This window comes from Pseudomonas citronellolis (genome assembly GCF_900112375.1).
Taxonomy (GTDB): domain Bacteria; phylum Pseudomonadota; class Gammaproteobacteria; order Pseudomonadales; family Pseudomonadaceae; genus Pseudomonas; species Pseudomonas citronellolis.
In genome coordinates this window covers 159,892-184,206 of record NZ_FOLS01000009.1, presented here as the reverse complement: position 1 = coordinate 184,206, position 24,315 = coordinate 159,892, and the positions used below count along the sequence as shown (strand labels likewise).

Annotated in this window: 21 protein-coding genes; 8 read left to right on the top strand and 13 right to left on the bottom strand. The window is 66.4% G+C overall.

Annotated features, from left to right (window positions below; translation table 11 throughout):
* Positions 1 to 48: 48 nt before the first annotated feature.
* Entirely contained in the window at positions 49 to 261 is a 213-nt protein-coding gene (locus tag BM060_RS11050; protein WP_058490704.1) for a helix-turn-helix domain-containing protein, read from the bottom strand.
* Positions 262 to 382: 121 nt separating this feature from the next.
* On the opposite strand from BM060_RS11050, the gene BM060_RS11045 reads away from it, so the two are divergent.
* Complete coding sequence (locus tag BM060_RS11045; RefSeq protein ID WP_236695237.1) at positions 383 to 829, top strand: helix-turn-helix domain-containing protein; 447 nt, start codon at positions 383 to 385, stop codon at positions 827 to 829.
* Here the strand turns inward: BM060_RS11045 and BM060_RS11040 are convergent.
* Positions 826 to 1,695, bottom strand: coding sequence for a DUF6685 family protein (locus BM060_RS11040; RefSeq protein WP_245322924.1), 870 nt, complete (start codon positions 1,693 to 1,695; stop codon positions 826 to 828). The two genes, BM060_RS11045 and BM060_RS11040, sit on opposite strands and share 4 nt — an antisense overlap.
* Before the next feature lie 201 nt (positions 1,696 to 1,896).
* On the opposite strand from BM060_RS11040, the gene BM060_RS11035 reads away from it, so the two are divergent.
* Positions 1,897 to 2,928, top strand: a complete 1,032-nt coding sequence (locus BM060_RS11035; protein WP_074980006.1) for a quinone-dependent dihydroorotate dehydrogenase — start codon at positions 1,897 to 1,899, stop codon at positions 2,926 to 2,928.
* An 83-nt stretch (positions 2,929 to 3,011) separates the two neighbouring features.
* On the opposite strand, the gene rmf is transcribed toward BM060_RS11035, so the two are convergent.
* Positions 3,012 to 3,230 carry a ribosome modulation factor gene (rmf, locus tag BM060_RS11030; RefSeq protein ID WP_009621292.1) on the bottom strand — a complete coding sequence of 73 codons (219 nt, stop codon included), beginning with the start codon at positions 3,228 to 3,230 and terminating at the stop codon, positions 3,012 to 3,014.
* A gap of 469 nt (positions 3,231 to 3,699) precedes the next feature.
* On the opposite strand from rmf, the gene rlmKL reads away from it, so the two are divergent.
* Positions 3,700 to 5,880 (top strand): bifunctional 23S rRNA (guanine(2069)-N(7))-methyltransferase RlmK/23S rRNA (guanine(2445)-N(2))-methyltransferase RlmL, encoded by a 2,181-nt coding sequence (gene rlmKL, locus BM060_RS11025; protein ID WP_074980004.1) that lies wholly within the window; start codon positions 3,700 to 3,702, stop codon positions 5,878 to 5,880.
* Between the two features lie 24 nt (positions 5,881 to 5,904).
* Here the strand turns inward: rlmKL and dacB are convergent, their stop codons facing one another.
* Positions 5,905 to 7,347, bottom strand: a complete 1,443-nt coding sequence (gene dacB / locus BM060_RS11020) for a D-alanyl-D-alanine carboxypeptidase/D-alanyl-D-alanine endopeptidase (protein WP_074980001.1) — start codon at positions 7,345 to 7,347, stop codon at positions 5,905 to 5,907.
* Positions 7,348 to 7,592: 245 nt separating this feature from the next.
* Between dacB and BM060_RS11015 the strand changes: the two genes are divergently transcribed.
* Positions 7,593 to 7,937: a YggL 50S ribosome-binding family protein gene (locus tag BM060_RS11015; RefSeq protein ID WP_074979998.1), complete on the top strand. Its 345-nt coding sequence runs from the start codon at positions 7,593 to 7,595 to the stop codon at positions 7,935 to 7,937.
* Positions 7,938 to 7,957: 20 nt separating this feature from the next.
* Here BM060_RS11015 and BM060_RS11010 read toward each other — a convergent pair whose 3' ends face one another.
* Positions 7,958 to 9,205: an EAL domain-containing response regulator gene (locus BM060_RS11010; RefSeq protein WP_074979994.1), complete on the bottom strand. Its 1,248-nt coding sequence runs from the start codon at positions 9,203 to 9,205 to the stop codon at positions 7,958 to 7,960.
* A 283-nt stretch (positions 9,206 to 9,488) separates the two neighbouring features.
* On the opposite strand from BM060_RS11010, the gene BM060_RS11005 reads away from it, so the two are divergent.
* Complete coding sequence (locus tag BM060_RS11005) at positions 9,489 to 10,115, top strand: response regulator transcription factor (protein WP_024128782.1); 627 nt, start codon at positions 9,489 to 9,491, stop codon at positions 10,113 to 10,115.
* A 118-nt stretch (positions 10,116 to 10,233) separates the two neighbouring features.
* Positions 10,234 to 13,848 (top strand): transporter substrate-binding domain-containing protein, encoded by a 3,615-nt coding sequence (locus BM060_RS11000; RefSeq protein ID WP_245322923.1) that lies wholly within the window; start codon positions 10,234 to 10,236, stop codon positions 13,846 to 13,848.
* Between the two features lie 533 nt (positions 13,849 to 14,381).
* Here BM060_RS11000 and BM060_RS10995 read toward each other — a convergent pair.
* The 5 genes from BM060_RS10995 to BM060_RS10975 form a co-directional block, all read right to left on the bottom strand.
* On the bottom strand, positions 14,382 to 15,713 hold the full coding sequence (locus BM060_RS10995; RefSeq protein ID WP_074979989.1) for a deoxyguanosinetriphosphate triphosphohydrolase: 1,332 nt from the start codon (positions 15,711 to 15,713) through the stop codon (positions 14,382 to 14,384).
* Between the two features lie 66 nt (positions 15,714 to 15,779).
* A complete protein-coding gene (locus BM060_RS10990) occupies positions 15,780 to 16,943 on the bottom strand; it encodes an EAL domain-containing protein (protein WP_058490698.1) in 1,164 nt (387 codons plus the stop codon).
* 82 nt (positions 16,944 to 17,025) lie between these two features.
* Positions 17,026 to 17,376, bottom strand: a complete 351-nt coding sequence (locus tag BM060_RS10985) for a hypothetical protein (protein WP_074979986.1) — start codon at positions 17,374 to 17,376, stop codon at positions 17,026 to 17,028.
* Positions 17,373 to 17,756 carry a phage holin family protein gene (locus tag BM060_RS10980; protein ID WP_009621313.1) on the bottom strand — a complete coding sequence of 128 codons (384 nt, stop codon included), beginning with the start codon at positions 17,754 to 17,756 and terminating at the stop codon, positions 17,373 to 17,375. The genes BM060_RS10985 and BM060_RS10980 overlap by 4 nt, the downstream gene beginning before the upstream one ends.
* 3 nt (positions 17,757 to 17,759) lie before the next feature.
* Positions 17,760 to 18,077, bottom strand: coding sequence for an ElaB/YgaM/YqjD family protein (locus tag BM060_RS10975; RefSeq protein WP_009621315.1), 318 nt, complete (start codon positions 18,075 to 18,077; stop codon positions 17,760 to 17,762).
* A 428-nt stretch (positions 18,078 to 18,505) separates the two neighbouring features.
* On the opposite strand from BM060_RS10975, the gene BM060_RS10970 reads away from it, so the two are divergent.
* Positions 18,506 to 19,714 (top strand): ammonium transporter, encoded by a 1,209-nt coding sequence (locus tag BM060_RS10970; protein WP_074979984.1) that lies wholly within the window; start codon positions 18,506 to 18,508, stop codon positions 19,712 to 19,714.
* A gap of 905 nt (positions 19,715 to 20,619) precedes the next feature.
* Here BM060_RS10970 and BM060_RS10965 read toward each other — a convergent pair.
* The 3 genes from BM060_RS10965 to BM060_RS10955 all read right to left on the bottom strand — a co-directional run bounded on the left by BM060_RS10965 (position 20,620) and on the right by BM060_RS10955 (position 23,586).
* Positions 20,620 to 21,903: an OprD family porin gene (locus BM060_RS10965; protein ID WP_074979982.1), complete on the bottom strand. Its 1,284-nt coding sequence runs from the start codon at positions 21,901 to 21,903 to the stop codon at positions 20,620 to 20,622.
* A gap of 197 nt (positions 21,904 to 22,100) precedes the next feature.
* A complete protein-coding gene (locus tag BM060_RS10960; protein ID WP_135499770.1) occupies positions 22,101 to 22,967 on the bottom strand; it encodes an MBL fold metallo-hydrolase in 867 nt (288 codons plus the stop codon).
* Positions 22,968 to 22,989: 22 nt separating this feature from the next.
* The gene (locus BM060_RS10955) at positions 22,990 to 23,586 is read right to left on the bottom strand and encodes a glutathione S-transferase family protein (RefSeq protein ID WP_074979977.1); all 597 of its coding nucleotides are present in this window, start codon (positions 23,584 to 23,586) and stop codon (positions 22,990 to 22,992) included.
* Positions 23,587 to 23,740: 154 nt separating this feature from the next.
* Between BM060_RS10955 and BM060_RS10950 the strand changes: the two genes are divergently transcribed.
* Complete coding sequence (locus BM060_RS10950) at positions 23,741 to 24,307, top strand: TetR/AcrR family transcriptional regulator (RefSeq protein ID WP_061563229.1); 567 nt, start codon at positions 23,741 to 23,743, stop codon at positions 24,305 to 24,307.
* Positions 24,308 to 24,315 lie beyond the last annotated feature (8 nt).

Sequence of the window (24,315 nt, the reverse complement as noted above, 5' to 3'; positions counted from 1 at the left end):
GCACCTGCTCCCGGTGGGCTGCTTATAAGTGTGGGAGTTCCGGCGTGTTCAGGGCTTTGGTTTCCCGTCTGAGCGTAGGAATGCTCTGAGGTCAACCAGGCGATGTCCTGCAATTACCCGCGTCGGCAGCTTGCCGTTGGCGATCCATTCCTCCAGAACCTCCGGCTGATCGGACATCCCGAGCAATTCGGCGAAACGCTCGAGGCTCAAGTAATAGGTTTCGTCCTCGGGAGCGGGGGAGAAGGGTTCTTCCACTTTCATGTGGTGTCCTGCACCATGGCCTGCGCTATTAGGGGAGGGAGACTAAATGACTCTCTCGAGACAATACACTAAATATTAGTGTTTTTGTATGGTGCTTCGAATGTCCGGAAATGGATTACAGATCGTGAAGAAACGTTTCCTTTTTACCGCTGGGGAAAGACTGCGTGGCCTGCGTGAGCTGACCGGGCTCAAACGCCCGGAATTCGCCAAGATCGTCGGCATGAAGGCCAAGACGGTGGAGAACATCGAGTTCGGTCGCCAGCGCATGCGCGACGAGGATTTCGAGAAGGTCTGCAGCGTCTATCCGGATTTCGCCCGCTGGATCACCTACGAAGGGCCCATCGACTCGGCGTCGGTGGCCTGGGAGATCGCCGATTCGGCGCAGTCCGCCGCCGTCTACCTGGTGGAGCAGAACCCCGCATTGCTGGAGAGCAGCAGCCTCAGCCTGGAGGAGTGGCGCAACCGCCACCACGACGTGCTCGAGCGCCTGCGCCAGGAGCCGGGGCGCGAGCTCGTCGCAGAGACCGACGACGATGACGACGAGTCTGAAGAAGAGACGCGGGACTAGGCGACGCAGCCGCGCAGGTAGCCCAGCAGGTCCGGGGCGCCGATGCTGCGCAGGCCGGCGCCGAATTCGTCGGCTTGCGGGTGGTCCTTGGGCAGCAGCAGGGATTCCGGCGTTTCGCTGTTGAACAGGCCGAAGCGCGCATAGGGCAGGCCGGTGTCCAGCAGCAGGCCCATGAACCCGGCATCGCTCCAGGCCTGGGTCGGCATCGCCAGCATGTGGTAGCGCCGCTCCAGGTCGTCCAGGGCGCTGCCCTGCAGGCTGAACTGGCGCACCCTGCCGGGTAGGCACAGTTCCAGGCCGCGGCGGCGCGCATAGGCCACCGCGCAGGCGAACGCCTCGGTGTGGTTGTCCAGCTCCAGGAACAGCCGCTGGCCATGCCAGTCGGCCCGGCGCAACTGCAGCTCGATGCCGCGCTCGAAGCCGGGCAGGGCCTGCCCGAGCGCCTTGCCGAAGTCCCGGTAGCTGATGATCCGCACCTTGCGTCCGGCGTCACCGGCCGCCACGGCTTCGAAGTCGGGTAGCGCCGAATTCGCCAGGGGGCCGCGGGTGCACAGGCCGTCCACCTCGCGCAGGTCGACATCGTGCAGCTCCAGCAGACGGGAGCCGACCAGTTTCTTCAGTGCGGCATGGGCGCGCGCCTTGTCTTCCTGCACCGGCCCGGACAAGGCGCCGCGCGGCAGGTCGATCAGGCGGTACAGCGGCGCGCCGGACTGCCAGCCGATGCCGCTGGGCGGGCTCGCCGGGGCGCTGAAGCTCAGGGCCAGGGACCGGGTGCGCTGCGAGACCTTGTGCAGGTCGGCGTTGCCGAGCCCCAGGCGCTGGGCGATGGCCGCGAGACGCTGGGCCATGTTGCGGGGTGGATTCATGATCGAAGGCAAACTCCCGATGCCCGGCCGACAGCCTTAAGCATAGGTAAGCCAGTCGCGGTTGTGCTTCCGGGCAGTGACAAATGTTGCTTCCTTCCTTTCAAGGGCGAGCGCCATGCCGGGCCCGCCGCGGCCGCGCCTCGCCTAGGGGCAGGCCGGCCGGCTATACTAGCGCCCCATTTTGCCGACCGATGCCCGACCATGTATAGCCTGGCCCGCGAGCTGCTGTTCAAACTCTCCCCGGAAACCTCCCACGAGCTGTCCATCGATCTGATCGGCGCCGGCGGCCGCCTGGGGCTCAACGGCCTGTTCTGCCCGAAGCCGGCCAGCCTGCCGGTGCAGGTCATGGGCATCGACTTCCCCAACCCGGTGGGCCTGGCCGCCGGCCTGGACAAGAACGGCGACGCCATCGACGGCTTCGCCCAACTGGGCTTCGGCTTCGTCGAGATCGGCACCGTCACCCCGCGCCCGCAGCCGGGCAACCCCAAGCCGCGGCTGTTCCGCCTGCCGCAGGCCACCGCGATCATCAACCGCATGGGCTTCAACAACCTGGGCGTCGACCACCTGGTGGAGCGGGTCAAGGCCGCGAAGTACCGCGGCGTGCTGGGCATCAACATCGGCAAGAATTTCGACACACCGGTCGAGCGCGCGGTGGACGACTACCTGATCTGCCTGGACAAGGTCTACGCCCACGCCAGCTACGTCACGGTCAACGTCAGTTCGCCGAACACCCCGGGCCTGCGCAGCCTGCAGTTCGGCGACTCGCTCAAGCAACTGCTGGAGGCCCTGCGCCAGCGCCAGGAAGACCTGGCCGAACAGCATGGCCGCCGCGTGCCGCTGGCGATCAAGATCGCCCCGGACATGACCGATGAGGAAACCGCCCTGGTCGCCGCGGCGCTGGTGGAGGCGGGGATGGACGCAGTGATCGCCACCAACACCACCCTGGGCCGCGAAGGCGTCGAGGGGCTGCCGTTCGGTGACGAGGCCGGTGGCCTGTCGGGCGCGCCGGTGCGCGAGAAGAGCACCCACACGGTCAAGGTGCTGGCTGGCGAGTTGGGTGGCCGCCTGCCGATCATCGCCGCGGGCGGCATCACCGAGGGCGCCCATGCGGCGGAGAAGATCGCCGCCGGCGCGAACCTGGTGCAGATCTACTCGGGCTTCATCTACAAGGGGCCGGCGCTGATCCGCGAGGCGGTGGACGCCATCGCCCAGGCGCAGCGCGCGGGCAAATAAAAAGGGCTCCTTTCGGAGCCCTTGGGCTTACGCCCTGCCGCCCGGATGGGGCGTGCCTTGGGGAAATCGGTGTGATCCTTTGGTCAACTGGTGGCGTGTTGCATCTGATTCAGACGTTGAAGACCGGCGGTGCCGGTGAGGCCATCCCAGTTGTCGCCGCGACCCTCGCGCCAGCCGTTGAGCCAGGACTGCCGGGTGGTGGGATGGGTGAAAGGACAGAGATCGCGAGACTTGCCACTGATGCCGTACTGGTAACCGCGCATAAAGGCTCTTTCCAACGGATCACGCTTGAGTCTTCTCATAGGGTGTTGCCCTCACTTGTTGACTGTTATGTCCCGTTGGCCCCCTTGGGAGGCCTGGCGGACAGTTCCGCCAAAAAGGGGCCTGTTGCCGGCGTGACAGACCCCGCCCGACACCTTTGCGGCGACGGGTTAAGCTGAGTTCTAAACCATGGGCTTCGAGCCTGTGAACAACCAATTTGTCATAAAGACTTAACTCTTATGGGTTCAAGCCATAAGTTTTTCCCCCGGGCGGGTCGGGCAAATTGCCCGAAACCGCATGTTCAGGGGCTTGTGCGAGGCAGCCTGGCGAACTGCCAGGAAATTGAGAGGTTCTCTCATCCCGACGAGCGGGCAAGTAGCTGCGACCTCGGGTCGCGGGTTTTGTGAAACCTTTTGAAATGAACCATGGCCGGGTGCCAGCGTTTTCACGCGGCATCCGGTCAACAGGGGCCGAGGCCCCTCTGGAAAGGGCTGCGGCCCGGGAATGGCGATGTCGGAACACTACGAACTCTTCCTCACCTGCCCCAAGGGCCTCGACGGCCTGCTGCTGGACGAGGCGCAGGCGCTGGGCCTGAGCGATGCCCGCGCGCAGGTGTCCGCCGTGCGCGGCCGCGGCGACCTGGAGACGGCCTACCGGCTGTGCCTCTGGTCGCGCCTGGCCAACCGCGTGCTGCTGGTGCTGGCGCGCTTCCCGGTGGCCAACGCCGAGGAACTGTACCTGGGCGTGAACGCGGTCAACTGGAGCGATCACCTGGACCCCGGCGGCAGCCTGGCGGTGGAGTTCAGCGGCAAGGGCTCGGGCATCGACAACACCCACTTCGGCGCGCTCAAGGTCAAGGACGCCATCGTCGACAACCTGCGCGCCGAGTTCGGCCGGCGGCCGACGGTGGACAAGGTCAACCCTGACATCCGCGTCCACCTGCACCTGGACCGCGGCCAGGCGGTGCTGTCCCTGGACCTCTCCGGGCACAGCCTGCACCAGCGCGGCTACCGCCTGCAGCAGGGCGCCGCGCCGCTGAAGGAAAACCTCGCCGCGGCCATCCTCATCCGCGCCGGCTGGCCGCAGCTGGCCGCCGAGGGCGGGGCGCTGTCCGACCCCATGTGCGGCGTCGGCACCTTCCTGATCGAGGCCGGCCTGATGGCCGCCGACATCGCCCCCAACCTCAAGCGCGAGCACTGGGGCTTCGACAAGTGGCTGGGCCACGTCCCGGTCCTCTGGCGCAAACTGCTGGCCGAGGCCGAGCAACGCGCCGCCGTCGGCCTGGCGCGGCCGCCGCTGTGGATCCGCGGCTACGAGGCGGACCCGCGGCTGATCCAGCCGGCGCGCAACAACATCGAGCGCGCCGGTCTGGGCGAGTGGGTGAAGGTCTACCAGGGCGAGCTGGCCACCTTCGAACCGCGCCCGGACAAGGGCCAGCGCGGCCTGGTGATCTGCAACCCGCCCTACGGCGAGCGCCTGGGCGACGAGGCCAGCCTGCTGTACCTCTACCAGCACCTCGGCGAGCGCCTGCGCCAGGCCTGCCTGGGCTGGAAGGCCGCGGTCTTCACCGGGGCGCCGGAACTGGGCAAGCGCATGGGCATCCGTAGCCACAAGCAGTACGCCTTCTGGAACGGCGCGTTGCCGTGCAAGCTGCTGATGTTCGAGGTGGAGCCGCGTCAGTTCGTTACCGGCGAGCGCGGTGCCGAGGCGCGCCAGGATGGCGCCGTGCAAGCTCCGGCGGAGCCGGCGCGCCTGAGCGAGGGCGGGCAGATGTTCGCCAACCGCCTGCAGAAGAATCTCAAGCAACTGGGCAAATGGGCCAGGCGCGAGAAAATCGAATGCTACCGCGTGTATGACGCGGACATGCCCGAGTACGCCCTGGCCGTGGACCTGTACCGCGACTGGGTGCACGTGCAGGAATACGCCGCGCCCAAGTCCATCGATCCGGCCAAGGCCCAGGCCCGCCTGCTCGACGCCCTGGCGGCGTTGCCGCAGGCCCTCGGCATTCCCAGCGAGCGCATCGTCATCAAGCGCCGCGAGCGCCAGGCTGGCAGGAAGCAGTACGAGCGGCAGAACAGCGAAGGCCGCTTCATGGAAGTGGAGGAGGGCGGCGTGCGCCTGCTGGTCAACCTCACCGACTACCTGGACACCGGGCTGTTCCTCGACCACCGGCCGATGCGCCTGCGCCTGCAGCGCGAGGCTGCCGGCAAGCGCTTCCTCAACCTGTTCTGCTACACCGCCACCGCCACCGTGCATGCGGCCAAGGGCGGCGCGCGCAGCACCACCAGCGTCGACCTGTCGAAGACCTACCTGGACTGGGCGCGGCGCAACCTGTCGCTCAACGGTTTCTCCGACAAGCAGAAGCTGGTGCAGAGCGATGTCATGGAATGGCTGCGGGCGGACCGCGGCGAGTACGACCTGATCTTCATCGACCCGCCGACCTTCTCCAACTCCAAGCGCATGGAAGGGGTGTTCGACGTGCAGCGCGATCAGGTCGAGCTGATCGACCTGGCCATGACCCGTCTGGCCAAGGGCGGCGTGCTGTATTTCTCCAACAACTTCCGCAAGTTCGAGCTGGAGCCGAGCCTGGCGGCGCGCTACCAGGTCGAGGACATCAGCGCCCAGACCCTCGACCAGGACTTCGCCCGCAACCCGAAGATCCACCGGGCCTGGCGCATCAGCGCTCGCTGATTCGCCAGGGCCCCGCGGCTGGTTTCACTGGCCGCGGGTGGAGGCGTAGAGGTCCAGCAGCACCTGGTCGAGGATGGACGAAGCGCCCCACGGCCGGTTGCTGTTGAGGATGGCCACCACCACCCAGTTGTTGCCGCGGGCGTCGCGGCTGAACCCGGCCAGGGCGCGGACGGTGTTGAGGGTGCCGGTCTTGACGTGGGCCTCGCCGGTCATGGGCGTGTGGCGCAGGCGCTTGCGCATGGTGCCGTCGATGCCGACGATCGGCAGCGAGGAGATGTACTCCGAGGCGTAGGGGCTGTGCCAGGCAGCTTGCAGCATGGCGGCCATCTCGCGGGCGCTGACGCGCTCGTCGCGGGACAGCCCGGAGCCGTTCTCCATCACCAGGTGCGAAGCTGTGATGCCCTTGCGCGCCAGCCACTGGCGGATCACCCGCTGCGCCGCCAGGCCGTCGTTGGCGTCCGCGCTGGTGCGGTTCTGCGCGCCGATGCTGAGGAACACCTGGCGGGCCATGGTGTTGTTACTGTACTTGTTGATGTCGCGGATGATGTCCACGGTGTCCGGCGACAGCGCGCGGGCCAGCAGGGTGGCGTTCTTCGGCACCGTGCCCTGGCGGTCGGCGCCGCTGATGCTGCCGCCCAGTTCCTGCCAGATGCCGCGGATGGCGCCGGCGGTGTAGCCCGGATGGTCGAGCAGCGACATGTAGGTCTGCGCGCTGCAGCCGCGCGGAATCTCGCCGGCGGCCACCAGCACGGTGCCCTCGGCGCGGGTTTCCGGGACGAAACGCAGCTTCGGCCAGGCCGGGCAGTTGGCCGGGCCGCTGACCTTGATCTGGTTCTCCAGGCGCACGTTGGCCAGCGGCGGGTCCATCATCACCGAGGCCTGGTTGCCTTCGCTGCGCACCACCAGGCGCACGCTCTTGAGGTTGACCATGGCAGCGTCGGGGCCGACGAGGAACGGTTTGTTGTCGTCGCCACCATCATCGTTGAACACCGGCAGCTGCGGTTGGTTGAAGTAGCTGCGGTCCAGCACCAGGTCGCCGTTGACCTTGAGCACGCCGTTGGCGCGCAGGTCGCGCATCATCAGCCAGAGCTTTTCCAGGTTCAGCTTGGGGTCGCCGCCGCCCTTGAGGTAGAGGTTGCCGTTGAGCACGCCGTCCTGCAGCTTGCCGTCGGTGTAGAACTCGGTCTTCCACTGGTAGGTGGGGCCCAGCAACTCCAGGGCGGCATAGGTGGTGAACAGCTTCATGGTCGAGGCCGGGTTCACCGAGACGTCGGCGTTGAAGTAGGTGGGCGCACCCGGGCCGTCCAGGGGGATCATCACCAGCGACAGGGCGTCGTTGGTCAGCTTGCTGGCCTTGAGCGCCTTCTCCACCCGTTCGGGCAGGGCGGACTTGATCGGGGCGGCCAGGGTGGGCAGGGCGAAGGGCAGCAGGGTAGCGAAGGCGAGAACACGCAGCGACTTGAACATATTTGAAGTGAAATCCCGGTTCAGGGCATCGACATGACGAAGGTGACGAAAGAAGACACTGACGATAGACGATTGCGCCAGTGACGCGGCAACGCGCCGGCGCATTATGCCGCAAGCCGTTGCGGGATGCGCTGGGGTTTGTAAGCCGATGCGCGTGGGAGCGCTGCGCCCGAACTGCTAGAGTCTGTGCGGGGCGGCTTTCGCCCGTGTCCCGCATGCCGTCATCAATCGAGGAGATTCGCCACATGGCCAGCAACCGTTCCCGTCGTCTGCGCAAGAAGCTCTGCGTCGATGAATTCCAGGAACTGGGGTTCGAGTTGTCGCTCGACTATCGCGAAGGGCTCCCCGAGCAGGTGCTGCAGGCCTTCCTGAAGCGCTTCGTGGAGCAGGCCATCACCGCCAACGGCCTGGCCTATACCGGTTGCGACGATTTCGGCTTCGTGTGCCTGGCGCGCCGCGGCTCGGTCACCGAGGAGCAGCGCAAGGCCGTGGAGGACTGGCTGAAGCAGCAGGATGAGCTGAGCGGCAGTTCGGTCAGCCCCCTGCAGGATGCCTGGTATCCGGAGCAGCCCATTCACCAACAAGACTGAAACGGGCGTCTACTCCGGGCTCAGCCCGGTGGCGTGCGCACGCCCTCCAGTTCCAGCGCGGAGCCGGCTTCCGGCTCCGGCGGTTGCAGGTCGACGCCGGTCCAGTGGCGATAGGCGTCCTCCGACATCGGCCGGGCGAACAGGAAGCCCTGGCCGAACCGGCAGCCCAGTTCGCGCATGCGCTGCAGTTGCTGGTAGGTCTCGATGCCCTCGGCTATCACCCGCAACTGCAGGTGGCGCGCCAGCACCAGGGTGCTGGCGACCGACTCGTGGGTGCGCGGGTTGTGCTGCATGTCGCGGATGAAGGAGGCGTCCAGCTTGATTTCGTTGCAGGGCAGGTCGCAAAGACGCTGCAGCGAGGAGTAGCCGGTGCCGAAGTCGTCGATGGCGACGTTGCAGCCGAGCAGGCGCAGGCGGGTGAGGTTCTCCAGGCTGGCCAGGGGCGTGGTCGCCAGCCCCCCTTCGATGATCTCGATGGTCAGGCTGGCGGGGTCGACGCCGGTCTGCCGCAGTTTTTCCTTCAGGTGGCCGGCCAGGTCGCGCTGCTGCAGCACCTCGAGGTCGATGTTGATCGACAGCGCTCGCTGGGTGCCGTGGCGCAGCTCGCGCCGGGCGAAATCCAGGGCCTGGTCCAGAACCAGGTCGAAGAGGTCGGGCAGCAGTTTCATCCGGCGGATCGCGGCGAGGAAGTAGGCCGGGCGCAACAGCCCGTAGACCGGGTGGTCCCAGCGCACCAGCACCTCGGCGCCGATCTCCTGCAGAGTGTCGAGGTCGACCTTGGGCTGGTAGTAGGCCCTGAGCTCCCGGTTGCGCATGGCCTGCCAGACCTCCAGCGCCGATGGCGTCGGCCGCGGTAGCGGCGGGGCGGCGGCGGGTGCAGGGCTGTAGTGGCGCAGGCGTGCCTGCAGGCTGGACATCTGCAGCGGCTTGGTCAGCTCGCCGAGCACCGACAGGCCGTACAGCGTGGCGATGTGGGCAATGGCCCGGCGCAGGTCGGCGGGTACCTCGCTGACCACGATGATCGCCCGCAGCAGCTTCTCCTGGGCCGCCAGGCGCAGGAACCCGAGCAGGTCCATGCCCGGCGGCAGCACGTCGCAGATGCAGATGTCGACTCCGCCCTTCTGCCTCAGCAGTTCGATGGCGCTGTCCCCGTCGCCGGCGGCCAGGACCTGCTCGTAGCCGAGGACCCGCAAGCCGTGCACGGTGGCCTCGCGCAGAAATGCATGGTCCTCCAGCACCAGCAGGCTGGATGGGATCGATATGTTCATGGTCGCGCGTACCGAATTGGATAACGGCCGCAGTGTGCCGGCTGGCGGGTGCCATTTATTTAAAAAACTTCCATTTCCGTTGTAGGAATTTGCATTAGGAGATGTTGAAAAAGTCCGGCTTGAAAGTTAACGGAAGTTGGTCGATCAAGTTTGTGTAGGAATTTATACTTTGATGTATGGGAATTTACTTAAGATGTTAAAAGTGGCACCAGTTAATCTCGACACTGATTTCCTAGACGATATCTTACGGCGCACTCTTGGGAAGTCTGTCGGAGATTGAAAATTGAGCAAGGTTCTTATCGTCGATGATCATCCGGTGATACGGATGGCAATGCGCGTTCTGCTGGAAAAGGAAGGTCATACCATCATCGGGGAAACCGACAACGGCGTGGACGCCCTGTCCCTGGTGAAGGATTTGCTGCCGGAGCTGGTGGTGCTGGACATCGGCATCCCCAAGCTGGACGGGCTCGAAGTCATCAGCCGTCTGACCGCGTTCAACCTGCCCCTGAAGATCCTCGTGCTGACCGGCCAGAGCGCCTCGCTCTACGCCATGCGCTGCATGCAGGCCGGGGCCTCCGGGTTCGTCTGCAAGCAGGGCGGGCTGGCCGAGTTGATCAGCGCGGTCAATGCGGTGATCGCCGGGTACAACTATTTCCCCAGCACGGCCGTGCGCCCGGCGCGCAAGAACAACGGCAGCATGGATGACCATGAACTCATCCAGCGCCTCTCCGACCGGGAAATGTCGGTATTGCAATACCTGGCCAATGGTTATTCGAACAAGGACATCTCCGAGCAGATGTTCATCAGCAACAAGACCGTCAGTACCTACAAGACGCGCCTGCTGCTGAAGCTCAATGCCCATTCGCTGGTCGACCTGATCGAGTTCGCCAAGCGCAACGCACTGGTCTGAGACAGTCGCCATGGGCTCGAAGTGCAGGGCGCTGCTGGGTGCCGTTCTCGGTGCGATGCTGGCGATGGGGGCCTGGGCCGCAGAGGTCCAGGCCCCCGCGCCCTGGACGCAACTCGCCTTGCTGGCCCGTACGGCGGCGCTTCCCGAGAGGCCGCGGGTCGAGCTGCCGGAGTCGGACTGGCAGTGGCTGCGCGAGAAGCGCACGCTGGTGGTGGGGGTGGCCGCGCCGGACTATGCGCCACTGATCGTCACCGTCAGCGGCAGCGAGCTGGAGGGGGTCACCGCCGACTACCTCGGGCTGGTCAGCGAAGCGCTCAACGTCCGCATCGAGATGCGTCGCTACCCGTCCCGGCGCCAGACCATCCAGGCGCTGCAGGATGGCGAGATCGACCTGATCGGCCGCGCCACCGGCTTCGAGGCCGAGATCCCGGACCTGCTGCTGTCGCGCCCGTATTCCCTGAACCAGCCGGTGATCGTCGGGCAGCAGGACATGCGCCTGGAAGGCGACCTGCAACTGGCCGGCCGGCGGCTCGCCGTGGTGGGCGACTACTTCTCGCCGAAGGAGCTGGCCGACCATTTCCCCGATGCCGAGGTGGTGCATTTCGACTCGCTGCGCCGCGCCCTGGAATCCGTCGCCCTCGGGCAGGTGGACGCCTACGTCGGCGACGCCCTGAGCGCGCAGTACCTGATCAGCCAGGGTTACCTGGTCAACCTCAAGCTGCTGAACTTCGCCAACTTCAACGGCGTCGGCTTTTCCTTCGCCGCGCGCAAGGACGGCAGCCCGCTGCTCTACAGCGTCAACGAGGTGCTGCAGAACATCAGCGCCCAGCAACACCTGTCCATCCAGCGGCGCTGGAGCGTGGGCGGCGTGTTCTCCATCTCCAACCACCGGCTGAACCTCACGCCCCAGGAGCTTCGCTGGCTGGAGCACAACCGGCGGCCGCGCCTGGGCATCGACCAGTCGCTGGCCCCGCTGACCTTCTTCGACTCCCAGGGCAATTTCCGCGGCATAGTCGCGGACCTGCTGGACCTGATCCGCACCCGTACCGGCCTGCAGTTCGAGGTGGTGCCGACCTCGTCGATCTCCGGCATGTTCACCCAGGTGCGCCGGGGCCAGGTCGATGCCCTGGCCACCATGTCGCCCACCGTCGAGCGCGAGGCGCACGTAGACTTCACCCGGCCTTACCTGAGTACCTCCTTCGTGCTGCTCACGCACAAGGACAACACCCGGCTGAACAACCTCGCCGACCTCAACGGCAAGCGCGTGGCGGTGGCCCATGGCAGTTCGCTGGTGTCCTACGTGCGCGAGCAGTTCCCGCGGGTGAAGCTGGTTGAGGTGGACAACTACAGCGATGCCTTGCCGTTGCTGCAGGAGGGGAAGGCGGATGCCGCGCTGCAGCCGATGCTCACCGCCACCTTCCTGGTCAATCGCTACTACCGCGACCTGCGCATCGCCGCGACCCTGGACCTGGAGCCGGCGCAGATCTCCCTGGGCGTCTCGCGGGCCGACCCGGAGCTGCTGAGCATCCTCAACAAGGCCCTGCTGGCGATCTCGCCGGAAGACATGGCCAGCATCATCAGCCGCTGGTCCACCAGCGGCGCGTCGCCGGACAGCGTCTGGGAAGGCTACCGCTCGCAGTTCTTCTGGCTGCTGTGGGGCGGACTGGCGCTGCTCGGGCTGATCCTGCTGTGGAACTGGTACCTGCTGCTGCGGATGCGCGCGCGCCGCCGCGCCGAGCTGGAGCTGCAGGACCGCCTGGCGTTCAAGCGCGCACTGATCGACGGCATTCCCCAGCCGGTCTCGGTGCGCGACGCCGATGGGCGCTTGATCACCTGCAACAGGGCGTTCCGCGAGGCCACCGGGCTGCCGGAAGACCTGGCGGTGGGCTCGCAGCTGGCGGACTGCACCTGGCTTTCGGCGGAACAGGCCGAGGGCCTGCACCGGGAATACCTCCAGGTAATGGCCAGCGGGGAGTCGGTCGCCGTCGACCGCATGCTGGAGATCAACGGCGAGACGCGCCAGGTGCACCATTGGCTCACGCCCTACCACAGCGCGTCCGGCAAGCTCCGCGGCGTGGTTTCCGGCTGGGTCGACGTCACCGAGCGCGAGCGCCTGCTTCAGCAACTGGAGATCGCCAAGGAGCAGGCCGAGGAAGCCAGCCGGGCGAAGAGCACCTTCCTGGCGACCATGAGCCACGAAATCCGTACGCCGATGAATGCGGTGATCGGCATGCTCGAACTGGCGTTGACGCGCAATCGCTGCGGCGGTTGCGGCGAACAGGGGCCGATCGAGGTGGCCTATGAGTCGGCCAAGTCGCTGCTGCTGTTGATCGGCGACATCCTTGACGTCGCCAAGATCGAGTCCGGCCGCCTGACACTGCTGCCCGAACGGGCTCGCCTGCGCGAGCTGATCGAATCGGTGGCCCGTGTCTTCGACGGCCTGGCCCGGCAGAAGGGCCTGCTGCTGAAGCTGGAGATCGAAACCGAGGCAGCCTGCGACGTACTCATCGACCCGCTGCGCTTCAAGCAGATTCTCTCCAACCTGGTGAGCAACGCCATCAAGTTCACCGACGCGGGCAGCGTCTGGGTGCGGGTGTCGGGCGAGCCGCTGCCGAACGAGCGGCTGGCGCTGGAGGTGTGTGTCGAGGACAGCGGCATCGGCATCGCCGAGGAAGACCAGAAGCAGCTCTTCGAACCCTTCAGCCAGGTACAGCGCGAGGGGAGCACCAACCATGGCGGCACGGGGCTGGGGCTGACCATCTGCCGCAAGCTGGCGGAAATGATGGGGGGCTCGGTGCGCCTGGAGAGCGTGGCCGGCGTGGGCACCAAGGTGCACGTCAGGTTGGTGCTGCAGGTGCTGGAGCCCCTGGCACCGGAAGACGATTCGATCATCCTGCGCAGTGCGGTGGTGCAGAGGACGCTGCGCGTACTGGTGGTGGACGATCACCCGGTCAACCGCCTGCTGCTGGCGCAGCAGCTGGAACACCTCGGGCACACCGTGGCCATGGCTACGGACGGCGGTGAGGCGCTGCAGATGTGGCGGCCCGGCGAATTCGACCTGGTCATCACCGACTGCAACATGCCGGTGCTCAGCGGCTACAGCCTGGCCCGGCGGATTCGCGAGATCGAGCGGGAGAGCGGCGCGGCGCGTTCCCCCATCCTCGGTTTCACGGCCAATGCCCAGCCCGACGAAACCATCCGCTGCAAGGAGGCCGGCATGGACGACTGCCTGTTCAAGCCGATCAGCATCGAGCAGCTGCGTGAGCAACTGGAGCAACTTCAGCGCGGCGAGATCATGCCGCCGGAACCGGTTCCTGAAAAACATCCGCAGGAGGAGGGTGACCTGGACATCGGCGCCCTGCTGGAGATGACCGGCGGCAACGCCCAGCTGACGCGCAACCTGATGGCCGAGCTGGTGTCGAGCAACGAGGCGGACGCCGAACAGCTCGAACCCTTGCTGCACGCCCAGGACCGGCGGCACCTGGCCGAGCTGGCCCACCGCATCAAGGGTGCGGCGCGGCTGGTGGGCGCCATGGCCTTGCATGATCGTTGCGCGGAGCTGGAGAAGGTCTGCACCGAGCGCGCCGAGTTCTCGACCTTGCGCAGTGCCGTGGAGCAACTGCGCAGGGCGCTGGATGCGCTGCAGGCCAGCCTGCATGGCCACCTGAAGCGACTGGACGAGGAGGGCCAGATCCGCCCGCTGCAGTCGGCCACCGAGGACGATCCGGTCTAGCGCCGTAAGGATGCCGTTTCTCCGTCTGGGAGAAACGGCATTTTTCATTTGGGCTCATGGCGTGGTCCGGGGGCCCAATCGCGGACGGAGTCCGCTCCTACCCCCGGTAAACACCACACCCCGTGCCACCGCCGCATGGGTTTCGCAGGCTCAACCCATCCTACGGGGCTGCCTTGCCGGCCACGCCGTGGGGCTCTTCGTAGGAGCGGACCCTGTCCGCGATAGCCGGACATATCGGCGCGATTCGCGGATGAGAGCCGCTCCTACGCCGCCCACCCGCACCATTCCCATGTAGGAGCGCGCCCTGCGCGCGAAATCGCGGGCAGGGCCCGCTCCTACAGTTCCAGGAAGGCACGGACGTAGGACTCCGTCCGCGATTGGGCTCACCGGCCACGCCGGAAATCCCGGTGGCACGGATGGCGGTGGAGGTCATGCGCCCTACGCTCCTGCCTTCGCCAACTCAAAGCATCGCTTAAATGAACGGCATTAGGCCTAGCGCCGGGGTTTCGTCGCGGCCGCGACGAAACCGGGCCTCACACCGGGCTGGAGCGCCCGGTCATCTCCCGCGCCATTTCGGTGGCGTAGCTGTCGGTCATCCCGGCGATGAAGTCGATGACGCGCAGGAAGGCCTTGTGCAGCGGCCAGTCGGGGTCCGGTGCGTTGTGCCCGAGCAGGTCGAGGATTCGCTGGTTCTTGAACGACGGGCTGCGCCCGCCATGCTGTTCCAGGGCCGCGCCGCAGAAGGAGTTGAGGAGGATTTCCAGGGTGGTGTAGGCGCCGATCTCGTGCAGCGTCTTGCGCTTGTCCTGGAAGATTTTCTGCCGCGCCAGGGCTTTGGCCTGCTGCACGCAGCGCTTGGCCGGGCCGCTCATGTGCTCGACCAGGTCGCCGACCAGGCGTCCGTCCAGCAGGGCCTGCTTCTGCTCGACGAAGGCTCGTGCGGCGGCATTGCTCAGGTGCTCGATGGCCTTGCCGCGGAGGATAGCCAGGCGCCGCCGGCGGGAATCGCTGGGGCCGAGCTGGCGGTAGGTCTCGGGGATGTCGTCGCCGACCAGGTCGAGCAGCAGGGCTTCCACCTCGGGGTAGTCGAGAAGTTCCATTTCCAGGCCGTCTTCCAGGTCGATCAGGCCGTAGCAGATGTCGTCCGCCGCCTCCATCAGGTAGACCAGCGGGTGGCGCGCCCAGCGCTCGTCGTCGAGCTTGGGCATGCCCAGCTTCTCGGTGATCTGCTCCAGCAGCGGCAGCTCGCTCTGGTAGCAACCGAACTTGTGCTTCTTGTAGCCAAGGGAGTCGGCGTGGCGCGCGGTCCAGGGGTACTTCAGGTAGCTGCCCAGGGTGGCGAAGGTCAGGCGCATGCCGCCGTCGAACTGGTGGTACTCCAGCTGGGTGAGCACCCGGAAGCCCTGGGCGTTGCCCTCGAAATTGAGGAAGTCGGCGCGCTCGTCGGCGTCCATGGCATCGAGCCAGCCGCGCGCGGCGGCCTGCTGGAACCAGTGGCGGATGGCGTCCTCGCCGGAATGGCCGAAGGGCGGGTTGCCGATGTCGTGAGCCAGGCAGGCCGACTGGACGATCACCCCAAGGTCGCTTGGGTCGCACCATTCCGGCAGTTCGCCGCGCAGCATCTCGCCGACGCGCATGCCCAGCGAACGGCCGACGCAGCCGACCTCCAGGGAGTGGGTCAGGCGCGTGTGGATGTGGTCGTTGCTCGACACCGGGTGGACCTGGGTCTTGCGCCCCAGGCGGCGGAAGGCGCCGGAGAAGATGATGCGGTCGTGGTCCTTGTGGAAAGCGCTGCGGCCGAGTTCCGCGCTGCTGTGCACGGGTTTGCCGAGGCGCTCGCGGGGGAGCAGGGTATGCCAGTCCATTCGCTCGTCCGATTGCTCGTGGTGCAGCCAACGCTACCCCTTGCCCGCGGCAATCTCAATCGCGGCCTACAGGCCTTCGGCGTCGATGTCGATCAGCAGCAGGCGGCGGCCCTGGTCGATGAACTGCCCGGCGGTCATGCAGTACTGGTTGGAGGTGGCGTCGCGGTAGGTGTTGGACAGCGTCAGCCGGCGCTCTTCCCAGCCCTCGGCGAGCAGTTGGTAGAAGTAGGGGCGCCAAGACCAGTTGTGCCCGACGTAGCGCCGGTCTTCCTTCCAGAACAGGCCGTTCCATTCCAGGTTGGGCGAGATCTGCGTGCCGTGGCGGTCGCACTGGTAGACGCGCAGCAGGCGCGGGAAGCCGTCGGGCGTGGGCAGGCTGGCCAGGCGCGCGCCGCCCTCGGCCCAGGGGCGCAGGTTGGCGACCAGCTCGGCCAGTTGCTGGCGCAGCTGCACCAGCCGGGCGCGCTCGCTCAGCTTGCGCTGCACGTAGCGGTCGCGCCACTGGCCGAAGGCGTCGAGGTAGGCGTCGCTGGCGGGGAAGTCCAGGGCCGGGCGGGCGAACAGGTAGCCCTGGACGAAGCGCGCGCCGCATTCCAGGGCGAAGTCCAGTTCCGCCTCGGTTTCCACGCCTTCGGCGATGATCCAGCAGCCGGTCTTCTCGGCCATCTGCGCCAGGGCCTTGACCACCTCGCCGCTGGGGCCGCCACGGGCGGCCTGCTGGAACAGGCGCATGTCCAGCTTGAGGATGTCCGGCTGCAGCGCCAGCACGCGGTCGAGCTGGGAATAGCCGGCGCCGAAGTCGTCGATGGCGATGCGCGCCCCGGCCTCGCGGTAGCGCGCCACCACCTCGGGCAGGCGTTGGTTGCCGCCGCCCAGCTCGGTGATCTCGAAGACCACCCGGTGCGGGTCGACGCCGTGCTGTTGCAGTTGCTTGAGGCTGGGCAGCGGCTGGTTGGGGCGCAGCCGGCTGATCCAGCGCGGCGAGATGTTCAGGCTGAGGAACCAGTCCGCCGGCGCTTCCGGCAGGCGCGCCAGGGCGTCGTCGCGGATCTGCCGGTCGAGGCGGCGCAAGGTGGCCGGGGGAATCTTCGGATCGACGAACAGCGGGCCCACCGAGAGCAACTGGCCGTCGGCCTGGCGCATGCGGCCGAGGGCTTCGACCCCGGCGATGAGGCCGGTGGCGGTATCGATGAAGGGCTGGAAGCAGGCGATCGGTTGCCCGTCGATCAAGGGACACATCCTTAGTGGGAGGAAAAGGAAGGCGTTGCCGCCGGCCCGGGATTGCCTCCTAGCAAGAATGCAGCCAGGGCGCTCAGCCGCCCTGGTCCGCAGTCGGTTTCGTCGGTTTGTCCGCCGTCTTCCGCAGCTTGAGCAGCAGGGGCGCCAGCACCACGGCCAGGCGCAGCAGACGCACCAGGCCGCGTTTGCGACGCAGCATCAGGGCGGCCGCGGCTGCGGCGCCACCGGCGGCCCACAGGGAGGCGCCGCCGCTAAACTGCTGGCGCACGCCCTGGCCCAGGTCGCGGGCCTGGCGCAGCGGCTGCAGGAGCTTCTCGCTTTCCTGGCGCAGTTGCTGGCGCTGGACTTCCAGGCGCAGGCGCAGCACCGCCTTGCGCAGTTCCCGCCGCGAGGGGCGGGGGGATAGTTGCGGCAGTTCACTCATGGCAGCAGTTGCTCCCGGTCGCGGGCCAGTTCTTCCAGGGTGGCGCTGAACGGCGAGCTGTCGTCGTCCACCAGTTGGTACAGGCGCCAGGCGCACAGCCCGCCGCCCAGCGCATAGAAGGCGCACAGGCCGAGCACCGCGGCCAGCCGGTCGCTGTCCCAGAACAGCACCAGCACCAGCAGCGACAGGCCCAGTATCAGCAGCAGGGCGAACAGCAACGCCAGCCCGGCGAACAGCAACAGCGCCAGGGTACGGCTCTTCTGTTCCTGCAGTTCCAGGCCGAAGAGTTCGACATGGCCATGCAGCAGGCCCAGCAGTGCGGCGCCGAAGCGCCGCACGGAAGGGCCATGGTGTTGCGGGGCGTCCGTGGCGTCGCTCATCGGTCAGCGCCGTCCGACCAGCAGGCCGAGCAGGAAGCCGACGCCGGCAGCCACGCCCACGGCCTGCCAGGGATGTTCGCCGACATAGTCCTCGGTGGCGTCTACCGCCGCGCGGCCCTGGTCGCGCACGGCGCTCTGCGCCGCATCGATGCGTTCGCGGGCCCGGCCAAGGCCGGAGCGCAGTTGCTCGCGCAGGGCGTCGGCTTCCTCGCCGGCCAGTTCCGCGGAGGTCTGCAGGAGTTTCTCGGTATCGGCCACCAGGGCCTGGAATTCGGCCAGCAGTTCGTCCTTGGTGGTATTCGCGGTGCTCTTGCGGGGCATTGTGAGGCTCCTTGTGTTTGCGAGGGGTTCACTGGTTTCTGAGCCCCGTGGCGTTGGGAAGTTTCCCATAAATCGCCGGCGAAGCGGCGACGCAGAGCAGGGCACAGGCCCGTTCATTGAAGACCAGTCCGCGCCGCTTCGCCCGTTTCACGCATGGTATGCCGCTTGCAACGCCATGGTGCGTCATCCGGTGTGAGTGCCCCAGAGAGGGGCGTTCAGGGACGTCCGAAGACCGCCGGAAAATCCATTAACCAACTGAAAGACAAAAGAAAAATCAAAAAAACAGAGGTACCCCTGCGCATCCTCGTGTGCTGTGTGGAGCAGTGGGGTGGACCTTATCGGTGCGTCTGCGCTTCATGCTGGTGCGGTGCGCCGGGGCGATGAGCTGTTTTGGTGCTTTTTCGGTCTGATCCGGGGCTGCCTGATTCATGGAAAACCTCAACAGTGCCGTGGAAACCCTGATCCACGGTTCCAACACCCTGTTCATCCTGCTGGGCGCCGTGATGGTGCTGGCCATGCATGCCGGCTTCGCCTTCCTCGAGGTCGGCACGGTGCGCCTGAAGAACCAGGTCAATGCGCTGTCGAAGATCCTCTCGGACTTCGCCGTCTCCAGCCTGGCGTATTTCTTCATCGGCTACTGGGTCGCCTACGGTGTGGATTTCCTCAAACCGGCCAGTGAGCTGAGCGCGGAGAACGGCTACGCGCTGGTCAAGTTCTTCTTCCTGCTGACCTTCGCCGCCGCCATCCCCGCGATCATTTCCGGGGGCATCGCCGAGCGCGCCAGATTCGCCCCGCAGCTGTGCGCCACGGCGCTGATCGTGGCCTTCGTCTACCCCTTCTTCGAGGGCATGGCGTGGAACGGCAACCATGGCCTGCAGGCCTGGCTGGCGCTGAAGTTCGGCGCGCCTTTCCATGACTTCGCCGGCTCCGTCGTGGTGCACGCCTTCGGCGGCTGGCTGGCGCTGGCCGCGGTGCTGCTGCTGGGCCCGCGCAACGGCCGCTATCGCGAGGGCCGGCTGGTGGCCTTCGCGCCGTCGAACATCCCGTTCCTGGCCCTGGGCGCCTGGATCCTGGTGGTCGGCTGGTTCGGCTTCAACGTGATGAGCGCACAGACCCTGGACCACGCCAGCGGCCTGGTGGCGGTGAACTCGTTGCTGGCCATGGTCGGCGGCACCATCGCCTCGCTGCTGGTGGGGCGCAACGACCCCGGCTTCCTGCACAACGGCCCGTTGGCCGGGCTGGTAGCAGTGTGCGCCGGTTCCGACCTGATGCACCCGGTGGGCGCCCTGGCCACTGGCCTTGTAGCCGGTGCGCTGTTCGTCTGGGTGTTCACCGCGGCGCAGACGCGCTGGAAGCTCGACGACGTACTCGGCGTGTGGCCGCTGCACGGCCTGTGCGGCGCCTGGGGCGGCATCGCCTGCGGCGTCTTCGGCCAGCAGGCGCTGGGTGGTTTGGGTGGGGTGAGTCTGGTCAGCCAGGTGTTGGGCACTCTGCTGGGCGTGGTCATCGCCTTCGTCGGTGGGGTGTTGGTCTACGGCGGGATCAAGGTGGTGGTGGGTATTCGCCTGAGCCAGGAGGAGGAGTATTACGGGGCTGACCTGTCGATCCACAAGATCGGGGCGATCAATCACGATTGAATGCTGTCCGTCCATTGGGGTATCTGGCGTGGCCGGTGAATTCAATCGCGGACGGAGTCCGCTCCGTTCGTGCTTTCCTGGTGTCGTGGTGGATAACGCCGTAGGTGTTAGGCGCCCTACGGATTTAGGTGCTGGGTTCAAGAGCGCCCTCTCCCCAACCCTCTCCCGCAAGCGGGAGAGGGGGCAGTCCGTGCCGAGAAAAGAATTGGCTCCAGCCGGACATCACCGAGGCTGCCGGCTAACGCCATAACATCAAGCCCTGCCCAACGGTTCCCTCTCCCTTCAGGGAGAGGGTTAGGGAGAGGGGCGGAGTTGAACCCGTGCGCGGATGTCACCGGCCAGTTCGCGAGCAAGCTCGCTCCTACGAAGAGCAAAAGCAAAAGCGCGTTTGCTCTTGGACTTCCAGAGAAACGTCCGAGCGCACCGAAACGCCCCTTCAGAAGGCCGAGCGAAACCGGCGCTCAGGAGGTCATGCGACATGGATGTCGCGAGAGCCCCGCGGGCTACAGGGACGTACCCTCGGGGCGGGCCTCCGTGGCGGGGGAATTCGTGAGGGTAGCCCGGCTTCATCGGGCCCGTATGTTGGGGCAAGCCTTTTTGGTTCCTTTTGTGGCGTTTGACAAAAGGGACTCGCCCGAGGGGGCGAAACAAAAAATCTCCGCAGACTCGGAGCGGCGCAGAAACGCCCAAGCCAAGGCAACTGGGTTCCCGCGTTCGCGGGAATGACGAGGTGGGAGGCGGAGCACGGGACAAAGCTCCGCAAGCGTAGCCAGAGCCCATCCCACATGAAAATGCCGTTTCCCCCAGGGAGAGAAACGGCATTCTCATGAGTGGCCCAAATTACCACCAAGGCCACTGGCGCCAAGCCGGAAGGCCACTACGCATGGCCCCCCGCCGGCAGTCCGCTACCAGAGCGGCATGGTATAGCTGAGGATCAGACGGTTCTCATCCGCAGCATTGCTGGCAGCAGAGTTCCGACTGAAGTTGCTGCGAGTGGTCGCGTTACGCCATTTCACGCCGAAGCCCTTCAGCACACCGTCCTGGAACACATAGGCGACATCGGTATCGCGCTCCCATTCCTTACCTTCACCGCTGGTAGTCAGCAGGTCGATATTGTCGCCCTTGATGTAGCGGGTCATGAAGGTCAGGCCAGGGATGCCGATGCCGGCGAAGTTGTAGTCGTAGCGAGCCTGCCAGGACTTCTCGTCCTTGTTGGCGAAGTCGTTGATCTGTACGAAGTTCACCAGGTAGGGATCGGTGCCGTTGATGTAGGCGAAGCCGGTGTCGCCGCTCATCTTCTGGTAGCCGAGGCCGAAGGCGTGGTAGCCCAGGCTGTAGGTGAACATGGCGTTGAGCGCCTTGTTGTCGACGTTGCTGGTGCCGTCGTCGTTGGACTTGGCCCAGCGCAGGTCGGTCTTCAGCGACTGGCCCTCGGTGATCGGCAGGACGTAGGTCGCAGTCAGGAAGTGCTGCTTGTAGAAGTCCTCCAGCTGGCCGTAGTGGTAACCGGTGCTGAAGTTCTTGGTCCAGGCGTAGGTGCCGCCGGCGAAGTCGAATTCGTTGGTGGTGGCGCCGGTGCGGAAGGTGATGTTCTTCTTGCCGCCGCCGGTGATGGTCATCTCCTGGTAGTCGGAGGAATCGCGCAGGTTGGTCTGGTTCAGGCGGCCGGCGTCGAAGGTCAGGCCGTCGAGCTGGGTGGAGTTGAAGGCGCCGCCCAGGAACACCTGCGGCAGCAGGCGGCTGTCGTTGGGCATGATCACCGGCAGTTTCGGGATCAGGGTGCCGACCTTCAGGGTGTTCTTCTCGTAGCGCAGCTTGGCGGTCATGCCCAGCTTGCTGTAGTCGTCGGCGGCGTCGCCGTCGGCGGTCTTGGGCAGCAGGCCGGTGCCGGTGCGGTCCGCGCTGGAGTCCAGCTTCAGGCCGAGCATGCCGATGGCGTCTACCCCCACGCCAATGGTGCCCTCGGTATAGCCGGACTCGTAACGCAGGATGAAGCCCTGCGCCCACTCTTCGGCCTTGCTCTGCTGGGCCGGAGTGGAGGTGCGGAAATCGCGGTTGAAGTAGAAGTTGCGCAGTTCGACGCTGGCCTTGCTGTCCGAGATGAAGTCGGCGTGAGCCAGGGCGGGGATGATGCAGGTGGAACCCAGCGTGGCCATGGCCACGGCGCGGGCGATCGGAGTCTTGCTCATTGTTATTGTCTCCTCGAGCGCTTTGAGCAGTTCGGTGATGCCTGGACTACGCCGGCATGTCGATCTGTTACAGCCTGTCTACTAAATCATTACAGGCTTTTTCCGACTCTTAGACCTTAGTCGCTGTTCTCCGAGTTATCCCGCTGATTTGCCTGGAGTTGGCCTACCCCCTGCGCTCTGCACCAAAGGAGGGCCTTTCATTGCACCCAATGCGGGTAGTAGCCGAGGCGGTCCTGTACCTGCGCGTCGTGCGCCGGGACCACGGTGATTTCCGGGTGCGCCAGGAGCATTTCGTGGACCTTCGCCAGTTGCGCCAGGGTCTGCCCGCGGTCGCGGTCCACCAGGCGGCTGCTGACCCAGAACTTCTGCCGCGGACCGCTGAAGCCTTCCAGGCGCCAGCTGGTGTCGCCGCTGAAGAAGAAGCGGCGGCCGTCCGCCAGGGTGAGGAACAGGCCGACCGAGCCGGGCGTGTGGCCGGGCATCGGCACCAGCACCAGGCTGCCGTCGCCGAACAGGTCCAGGCTCTCGTCGAAGGCCAGGAAGGGCGTGGGCGAGAACACGTAGGGCCGCCAGGGCGTCGCCGCGCTGAACTGGCTGGGGAACACCGCCGGCGGCGTGGCGATGTGGGCGTAGTCGATTTCCGCATAGGGCGCCCATACCGGCACCTCGGGGAAGTCCACCAGTGCCGAGGCATGGTCCCAGTGTGCGTGGGACAGGTAGATGCGGTCGATGCGGATGCCGCTGCCGGCCAGTTGCTCGCGCACCGGATGCACCTCGCCGAAACGGAACAGCGGCTTGTCCCACCAGGGCATGTCCCGGGCGAATTGCGCCTGCGCCTGGCTGCCCAGGCCGGTGTCGAACAGCAGCGTGGCCGCATGGTGCTGGATGAGCAGCGCTGTGTGGTTGACGCGCACCTTTCGCGTCCAGTCGCCGTCGGCGAGGGTCAGGGCGTCGAGGGTGGTGAGCCCGGAGGTGCGCACCAGGGCGAAGCGCAGCCCGTCGGCGTGGCCGGGCAGGCTGGCCAACCCCAGCAGCAGGGCGAGGAAGCATCTGGCGAGGCGCATGTTCGGCATCCTTTTCGACGGCTCAGAGCGTGGGCAGGGGGAGGTAGCCGGGGAGGGCGCGGATGCGTTCCTGCCAGGCCTGCACGTGGGGGTAGGCAGTGGTGTCCAGGCCGCCTTCGGGGGCCAGGGCGACGTAGGGGTAGACCGCGATGTCGGCGATGCTCGGCCCGGCCGTACGGGCCAGCCAGGGATGCCGCGACAGTTCCCCGTCGAGCAGTTCCAGGGCCTGGCGCGCCTTGGCCTGGGCTGCGCCGAGGTCGCCGGGGCGCTTGAACAACTGGATGACCCTCGCCTGTGCCGGACCGTGCTGGATCTCGTTGGCGGCGAAACTCAGCCAGTGGGCGATGCGCCCCTGGGGCTCGGCGTCCAGCGGGTACCAGGACGGCTCGGCATAGCGGCGCGCCAGGTAGACCAGGATGGCCTGGGAATCGCCCAGGCCGAAATCGCCATCCTCCAGGGCTGGCACCTGGCCGCGCGGGTTGATGGCGAGGAAGGCGGGGCGCTTGTGCACGCCGCTGCGCAGGTCGACGTTGACCAGCTCGGCGCTCTGGCCGATCAGGCTGAGGAACAGGCGGACCTTGTAGGCATTTCCTGAGAGCGGGATGTCGTGCAGTTTCATGGCGGTGTTCCTGCTGGGTGTTGTTGTCGGGAACGGTTCCGGCAAATATTAGACAGACAAGTCTGTATAGTTCAAGCTCGAAATACGGCCATCCCGTGCCCGCCGGTTCAAGAGCGCCGACGCCTCGCGCATAATGACCGCCCAGGAGGTGCCCATGACGTCCAGCAAGGCTTCCAGCAAGCGCGAGCAGTTGCTCAATACCGCCCTCGAGCTGTTCTACCGCGAGGGCTACCACGCCACGGGCATCGACCGCATCCTGGCCGAGTCCGGGGTGGCCAAGATGACCCTGTACAAGCACTTCAAGTCCAAGGACGAGCTGATCATGGCCGCCCTGGAGGAACGCCATGCGCGCACCTTGCGGCGTTTCGGCGATGCGCCGCGGCGGGCGCCGCGCGAGGCCATCCTGGCGGTCTTCGACAACCTGCACGGCTACCTGCACGAGGACGGTTTCAGCGGTTGCGCCTTCATCCACGCGGCCGCCGAGTTCCATGATCGCGGCCACCCGATCCACCGCCAGGCCGCCGAGCACAAGGGCTTCGTCGAAGCGTTCTTCCGTCGCCAACTGGAGGCCCTCGGCGTGCACGAACCGGGCAAGCTGGCGCGGCAGCTGCAATATTTGCTGGAAGGGGTGCTGGTCATGGCGCACATGCACGGTCCGGCCGACCAGGCCCTGGAAGCGCGCGAGGTGGCGGAAACCTTGCTGCGCCAGGCCGGCCATTGACGGGGGAG

What these genes read in the sequence shown, in the direction of transcription:
- BM060_RS10970 (WP_074979984.1), top strand. Translation starts at nt 18,506, where the DNA reads ATGGAAAACCTCAACAGTGCCGTGGAAACCCTGATCCACGGTTCCAAC.
- BM060_RS11010 (WP_074979994.1), bottom strand. Translation starts at nt 9,205, where the DNA reads ATGAACATATCGATCCCATCCAGCCTGCTGGTGCTGGAGGACCATGCA.
- BM060_RS10950 (WP_061563229.1), top strand. Translation starts at nt 23,741, where the DNA reads ATGACGTCCAGCAAGGCTTCCAGCAAGCGCGAGCAGTTGCTCAATACC.
- BM060_RS10980 (WP_009621313.1), bottom strand. Translation starts at nt 17,756, where the DNA reads ATGAGCGACGCCACGGACGCCCCGCAACACCATGGCCCTTCCGTGCGG.
- BM060_RS11015 (WP_074979998.1), top strand. Translation starts at nt 7,593, where the DNA reads ATGGCCAGCAACCGTTCCCGTCGTCTGCGCAAGAAGCTCTGCGTCGAT.
- rmf (WP_009621292.1), bottom strand. Translation starts at nt 3,230, where the DNA reads ATGAGAAGACTCAAGCGTGATCCGTTGGAAAGAGCCTTTATGCGCGGT.
- BM060_RS10960 (WP_135499770.1), bottom strand. Translation starts at nt 22,967, where the DNA reads ATGCGCCTCGCCAGATGCTTCCTCGCCCTGCTGCTGGGGTTGGCCAGC.
- BM060_RS10985 (WP_074979986.1), bottom strand. Translation starts at nt 17,376, where the DNA reads ATGAGTGAACTGCCGCAACTATCCCCCCGCCCCTCGCGGCGGGAACTG.
- BM060_RS11050 (WP_058490704.1), bottom strand. Translation starts at nt 261, where the DNA reads ATGAAAGTGGAAGAACCCTTCTCCCCCGCTCCCGAGGACGAAACCTAT.
- BM060_RS10995 (WP_074979989.1), bottom strand. Translation starts at nt 15,713, where the DNA reads ATGGACTGGCATACCCTGCTCCCCCGCGAGCGCCTCGGCAAACCCGTG.
- BM060_RS10965 (WP_074979982.1), bottom strand. Translation starts at nt 21,903, where the DNA reads ATGAGCAAGACTCCGATCGCCCGCGCCGTGGCCATGGCCACGCTGGGT.
- rlmKL (WP_074980004.1), top strand. Translation starts at nt 3,700, where the DNA reads ATGTCGGAACACTACGAACTCTTCCTCACCTGCCCCAAGGGCCTCGAC.
- BM060_RS11035 (WP_074980006.1), top strand. Translation starts at nt 1,897, where the DNA reads ATGTATAGCCTGGCCCGCGAGCTGCTGTTCAAACTCTCCCCGGAAACC.
- dacB (WP_074980001.1), bottom strand. Translation starts at nt 7,347, where the DNA reads ATGTTCAAGTCGCTGCGTGTTCTCGCCTTCGCTACCCTGCTGCCCTTC.
- BM060_RS10955 (WP_074979977.1), bottom strand. Translation starts at nt 23,586, where the DNA reads ATGAAACTGCACGACATCCCGCTCTCAGGAAATGCCTACAAGGTCCGC.
- BM060_RS11040 (WP_245322924.1), bottom strand. Translation starts at nt 1,695, where the DNA reads ATGAATCCACCCCGCAACATGGCCCAGCGTCTCGCGGCCATCGCCCAG.
- BM060_RS10975 (WP_009621315.1), bottom strand. Translation starts at nt 18,077, where the DNA reads ATGCCCCGCAAGAGCACCGCGAATACCACCAAGGACGAACTGCTGGCC.